Annotated in this window: 5 protein-coding genes; all 5 read right to left on the bottom strand. The window is 35.4% G+C overall.

The window, feature by feature from the left end:
* Positions 1 to 75 precede the first annotated feature (75 nt).
* Complete coding sequence (locus tag ACVW0P_RS22130; protein WP_457134000.1) at positions 76 to 1,737, bottom strand: HD domain-containing protein; 1,662 nt, start codon at positions 1,735 to 1,737, stop codon at positions 76 to 78.
* 19 nt (positions 1,738 to 1,756) lie between these two features.
* Positions 1,757 to 2,917, bottom strand: a complete 1,161-nt coding sequence (locus ACVW0P_RS22125) for an RNA-binding domain-containing protein (RefSeq protein ID WP_457133999.1) — start codon at positions 2,915 to 2,917, stop codon at positions 1,757 to 1,759.
* Positions 2,905 to 5,553: a TrlF family AAA-like ATPase gene (locus ACVW0P_RS22120; protein WP_457133998.1), complete on the bottom strand. Its 2,649-nt coding sequence runs from the start codon at positions 5,551 to 5,553 to the stop codon at positions 2,905 to 2,907. Before ACVW0P_RS22120 ends, ACVW0P_RS22125 begins: the two co-directional genes overlap by 13 nt.
* 3 nt (positions 5,554 to 5,556) lie before the next feature.
* Positions 5,557 to 5,850 carry a helix-turn-helix domain-containing protein gene (locus tag ACVW0P_RS22115; RefSeq protein WP_457133997.1) on the bottom strand — a complete coding sequence of 98 codons (294 nt, stop codon included), beginning with the start codon at positions 5,848 to 5,850 and terminating at the stop codon, positions 5,557 to 5,559.
* A gap of 82 nt (positions 5,851 to 5,932) precedes the next feature.
* Positions 5,933 to 6,150 (bottom strand): hypothetical protein (locus tag ACVW0P_RS22110; RefSeq protein WP_457133996.1); only part of this gene is annotated, 218 nt, incomplete at its 5' end.

The following is a 6,150-nucleotide window of genomic DNA, read 5'->3' as shown; positions in this document are numbered from 1 at the left end:
GGTCAGTTTGCCCCGAAATACCATGGTCAGTTTGCCCCGAAACAGTGGGTCAGCTTGCGCCGAAATGGTGTGGTCTCATTCATCATAATCTCCAGTCGTGCCCGCATTAGTTCTTTTACTCGGCTTTATCCAGAAAATGCTTTCTTGCCCCTCTACTGTGATGTTTAATGCAGGGCTTGATTCATCAGACGCATATTTTCTTTTAGTATCAACAATAAGCGTATCAGCAACCATAAAGCAAGATAAAATACCAATACCAAAACGTGATGTAGGGGTAAAGTCTGCATTAGAGTCCGTTTTTAATTTATAAAAATCAGTGGATTTGTAAAAGGAGGAGCCGACTTTTGAATAATAGTTATCAATTATGTATTGGTCCATGCCGGTACCGTTATCATTAACTTCTAAAACATCATCGCCATCCTCATTGGTGTAGAAACTGACCGTAATTTCAGGTTCATAAAGATTTTTCCATTTTAATTCCTGCGCCTTTCGTAAAAGGCATGCATCAATCGAATTCTGCAATAGCTCTCTTAGGGCAATCTCTGGGTTTCCATAAAGTTTCGTACCCATTAAAAGGTCGATTACTTGTCGCTTACTAAGTTTAAATTTAGTATCTCTATAGGTATATATAGGCTGATTATAAATATTTTTTTTTGTCTCTATCTTTTCTCGGTTTACACTGAAAGGAAATTTAATTTGGATGTTCCTGGCTTTGCTTTGGTTGAAGGCATTTAGTCCAAAGATCAGATTGTTACATAAACTCAATTCGTGGTCAATGATGTCACAGAATTCATGAATTGAGGCCTCAATTGCAGGATGAGTGCATTTTGCATTAAATTGAATTAATTCCCAAGAAATTTCCCAGCTTTCAATACTCCTGTGTTTGCTCCATTCTTTAATTGACACCGGATTTCTAACATATAAATGAGAAAACAAAATAGAAGGTGTTCTTTTGGCATCGAAATCCAAGATATCTGCCAATCTGAGTATGATACCTAATACCGGCAAACACACATAATTATTTGCTCCACAAGAATAACTTTTATCAAACTCTAACAGTTTAAGAGCATCCTCATTATGGCTATTACAAAGATTTGCCAGTTCAACGGTTAAGTCGCATTCACGAAAGAGTATTTTCCCGTTCCAATGTTGATCAATTATTTCACGTGCTCGTTCTGCATGCGTTTGCCTTATAAATTCAGTAATTAAATAAGATTTTATTATATCGGCATCAGAATTTTTTCCTTGACTGATTAATCTATCGATAACTACTTTTTGTTCAGGCCGAGAGGCAAAAAACAGTTTGAATTTATTATAGGTATCCTTTTGTTTATCATCTACTTCCGGAAAAATATCCCAAACTTTTTTCCAGGTGATCACGTCTTTTTCGTCTGGTGCCATCCCTATATCGTGGAGAAATGCGCTTAAAATCAAAAGCATTAATTCCGGCGGCGACAATTCGTCGATAACTTCGCGAGTAAGTAATCTCTCCATTAAATGAAGGACTCTAAAAAGGTGGTCAGAATCATGAAGAGTAAACTCTCCCATATGCCTAATTATGGTCTTGGTTCGTTGAATAGCATACGACACTGCGCTATGGATAAGCGCGATGACTTCTTTATCCGCTTTATTAGTTTTTAGTTCTAGCGAGATATATAAATAGCTTTTTTCAAGTCTCGGCAGATATTCGTTTTTCCAATCATCTGAAAAAACATCACTGTTGATTTGCTCGGTCATTTTTTTAGGTTTCGCTTTATTAATTCCCGGGTCTTGGTATTATTACTTTAAACTGTTCCGAATCGATATCGTTGACAAAAGAAATTAATGGATACGCAGAAATTGCTCTTCCAACCCCTGTTCCTAAACCCTTATAGGGTAAAATATACTGCGCTAATGATTGTAGGACAGGATTTCTTGCAATTGATATTCCGTTGCTAATATTTTCTATGGTTAAGGAATTAGGCAGTTTACCTGGACTAACAATTTCTATACGGTCTGAAAACATAAATACCTTAATGGTAGATTGAATGAAATAATCCCTATGAATTAAGGAATTTACTAAAGTTTCTTCAAATACTTCTTGCGGTATTTCCCATACGGCTAGACTGTTAAAAGAATCACCCGACTGTACTTTTTTGATGTTGCGATTAATAAAGGCGAATGCCTTTTCATACACTTCGGCCAATTTACCTTCAAAAGCAGGTTCATTATCAATGAATTTATTTCCGTTTAAATTAACGTCATCTACGGCAACACATTGAATGGAAAACTGTGGCTTTATTATATGACGATTGTCTGAAAAAAGCAGTTCTCCTGCTAACGTTAATTGGCCATCTTTAAGCAAGGATAAATTTTCAAGTGCCTTTGGTAAACTTATTGCTAAGTCTTCTAGGGATTTACCAAACCTCCGAACCAGAAATGAATTATAATAATTTAAGTTGACGTCTGCAGCTGTTGTACCGACAACCGGAATCTCGTCAGCAAACATGTTTTTACTGCTTTGCAACAATCTGGCAATTTCGTCATTCGAAGTTACACGACGTTTATCTGATCCATTTTTGACATATATTGTGCCTAACCGATCCTTATACGGTTTGCTCAAACCTTCGTTAACAGTGACTACCATTAAATTTTGGTTTCCTACGCTAATTACTTCGCTTAAAATTAGGATTGCAGGAAAAACTGACTGGGATGCAGTGTTCACGAACTTGCCATTTGCAGCTTGTATTTCGTCAAATGATAATCCATTTAATCCACCGGTCTTATCGTTGACGCCTACGATTATAACTCCGCCTTCGGAATTGGAAAAGGCTATTAATTCGTGTGCAAGTGAATCAGTATGTGGAAGTCTTTCTTTAAACTGCACTTTGGAACTTTCCCCACGCTGTATTATCTCTAAAAGGTCTAATGCTTCCATAATTCGTATATAACTTTTCGGTGATTGAATGCTTCCTCACCGCCTTCCATAATATCTACTATTTTTTTCTGTATGATAGTGTCATCAATACCACCGACCTCTGTTTTCACTACTCCTTTATCATAGGAACAACAAATTATTTGTTCACAATCGCCTAATACTGGAATGTTTGGGTTGTGAGTAGCAAAAATGAATTGTGTTTCTGACTTTAGTTTTTTTAATTCCGTAATAACATCTGTGTAGATTGTTTGATTATCTAAATCATCTTCAGGCTGATCTATAACAATAATATCATTTTCTTTCAAAGTCAGGATAAAAAGAATTAAAGCTGACGCTCGTTGACCTAATGAATGCTCATTTAAAGGGCGGTCATTATAAAATATAGTGTATTTATCTTGAACACGATAGGTAAGAAATGCACCTATATTTTCAATGTATTTATTAGTAAAATTATGCAGATTGCTTCCACCAGAAAGAAGATTTCTTAGTTCGCTGCCTTCTACCGATAAATTATTATAGACTTCAATTAAATCAGGATATTCATCTGCAATGTCAGATATTGTACTGTCACGTAAATTGCTTCCCCTGACGCTTGCTTTTAAAAATTCCTTATATTTTTCTTTGTTGCCTTTGAAGGTTACTTCAATTCTAATCTTTAGTTGTTCTGTATTGATTTTATTAACTTCTTCCTGAACTAGAATGTATTCTTCATGCCAAAGGTTCTTTAGTTTAGTTAAGGATTCATTAAGGCGATTTCTAAGATCTTGTTTTCGGACAGATAGTTTTTCAATTTCTATAAGTTTTGCATTTTGAAGGTCGAAATCTTTAGATAACCTAACATACGCGTCAGCTTCAATATTAGGTAGATTGATTTCGCGTTTAATCTGAGAAAATTCTTCTTTCAATGTTTCATATTGTAAGCTAAAATTCTCCTTGATTACCTCTAAGGCGGACATTTCTAAATTTAAGCCGCCAATGACATTTTTCAATCCTGCAAAAATACTTTGAAAACGGGTTAGTGATGCGTATATTTCCTCAAATAATGCTGGGTTTTCTACTGACTTGTATTGATAATGACTGATAAATAATCCTTCAAATTCGCTATGTAATTCCTGAAGACGGTCGATAAGTAATTTTTCAAAATTTACAATTGAATCGATCCTGTTACTGTCCTTGTCGAATTCTAGTTGTTTGTTAAGTTTTTTGTCAACTTGATAATCCTTAAATATTTTCATATTTAACTCTATCGCAGCTTTCTTTTCTTCGATATCCTTCTTTTGCGCAAGTGTCTTATTAACCTTGTCAATTTCGCCCAGGTTGGATAAAATGATGATATTTTGTTCTTCGATTTTGATTTTAACATTGGTGAGCTTATCACCCATTAATTTATTGATAAGATCCTCAGTCGACGTCTCACCACCGATATCTGACAAGTCTTTTTGTCCATAATAAAGGGGTTTATTGATAATTGCCTGAATTTTAAGATTATTTTGAAGTACTCCATCAGAATAAATATTTGTGGCTTCGCCGTATATTTTTTCCGCTATGAACAATTTTCCGTGCCTGTCTTCAAGCTCTATTTTCATTTTTCCGCCACTACCCAAAAGATTTTGAACAAGTTTATCCTTGTAATTTGGTTCATGTGAGTTTTTTCCAAGAGAGATATCAAGGGCATACCTAACGGTTTCTAATAGGGATGATTTACCGCTACCCCTAATTCCGATTAAATTGTTCATCGCTGGACTAAACGATAGTTTTTTCCCAGACTCTTTGTTAGTTGTAAAAGTTATAGACTTTATCCAAGCTTTATTAGTTGGAGGCATTACAGATGCTACCCGATTTTTGTGATCTAATAAGGCAAACTTTAACGCTTCAAAGTTATATGAACCTAATTTGATAAAGCATTTTTGTATCTCGCCATTAACTAAGTTACCTAGGCCGATACCGTCGATTCCGTTGCTAGCGCAATCAGTTCCCTCCACACTTACTGGCGGCTCCCCGTTAATTATGGTTTTTGCTTTCGCAATATTATCTCTACTTCTAACTTTTTGAAAAGCCAAAACATTTTTAAAACATGCAGCGCGCATAAAGTCTTCCAATCCACGACCGGAAAGTTCACCGAAAAGACCGCTACTATCATCAACATGCGGTAGTACGATGAAAAAGTCCTTCCCAAATTTTGTCAGAGCAGTACAAGTCTCTTCAAAATTTAAATTCGAATTTTTATACGGGGGACTACTATAACCGGATATCGCTACAAACGCCGAGGTTATAAAGTCTTGTATGTAATTATGGTTTTCAGAATTGTAAATCCATTCATCGTCAAATAGTATCAGAATATGTATTCCTTTCGACCCATCCTTGACTGAAAACTCGACTCCTGGGATTAGATATATATTGTTTTTACTTGCATTCTTCTTAAGTTCCTTAAATTCAGAAAGATCAAACTTATTATGATTTGTAATCGCACCAACAAATATTTTCTGTTCGATTAATTTTTGAACATAAGTAGTGACAAAAAAATTTGGATCGCCTTGATAATTGAATTCGCTATCGGCATTCGTATGTAAGTGAAAATCCGCACGAAGCCACAACGCGCCGTTTTCAAAGATATTATTTGACTCTATTTCACTCATTTCCTATTTCTTTATCGCGTTAATTTTTACCATAGCAACTTCCAGTACTTCATTTGCAACGTCTTCCTTAACTAAATCAGCTACTACCTTGTCACTTAAATATGTTACCAATATTGCTCTTTCGTCTATATCCAAAGTTTTAGACAATAATAATAATTGATCTCTAGTTGGTTTGCGTTCTCCTTTTTCAAATTTGCTTATCATGGCAGTATCCACGCCAATTGCTGCAGCAACTTCCCTAAGCAATAATCCTTTAGATTCTCTACCCTCTCTAAGCATTGTAATTAACGTTTCCAAATTTGTCTAATTTATTCTTGTCAGATATTGTCAAATATAATTACATTTTTAGAAAATTTTGAATTTTAATTGTATCTGATAATTATTCTATTCGTCCAATGCGATTCTCACGTTCATATTCAAATACATGTCGAATTGCATCATAAAGGCAAATTAAGGCTTTCCGTTTTGCTTGCTCTATATTATTTTGCCAAGACGGCCAGGGATTGGATATACCGCTGATATTGACCACCCAATTCCGGCGGAATGTGACCAGTGATTCCGCGTCAAATTGACCACCCCATTCCGGGGCAAACTGAC

This window comes from Mucilaginibacter sp. UYNi724, from assembly GCF_054057495.1.
The sequence above is the reverse complement of the archived record's forward strand: the minus strand, read 5'-3'. Positions and strand labels throughout refer to the sequence as shown.

What these genes read in the sequence shown, in the direction of transcription:
- ACVW0P_RS22125 (WP_457133999.1), bottom strand. Translation starts at nt 2,917, where the DNA reads ATGGAAGCATTAGACCTTTTAGAGATAATACAGCGTGGGGAAAGTTCC.
- ACVW0P_RS22120 (WP_457133998.1), bottom strand. Translation starts at nt 5,553, where the DNA reads ATGAGTGAAATAGAGTCAAATAATATCTTTGAAAACGGCGCGTTGTGG.
- ACVW0P_RS22130 (WP_457134000.1), bottom strand. Translation starts at nt 1,737, where the DNA reads ATGACCGAGCAAATCAACAGTGATGTTTTTTCAGATGATTGGAAAAAC.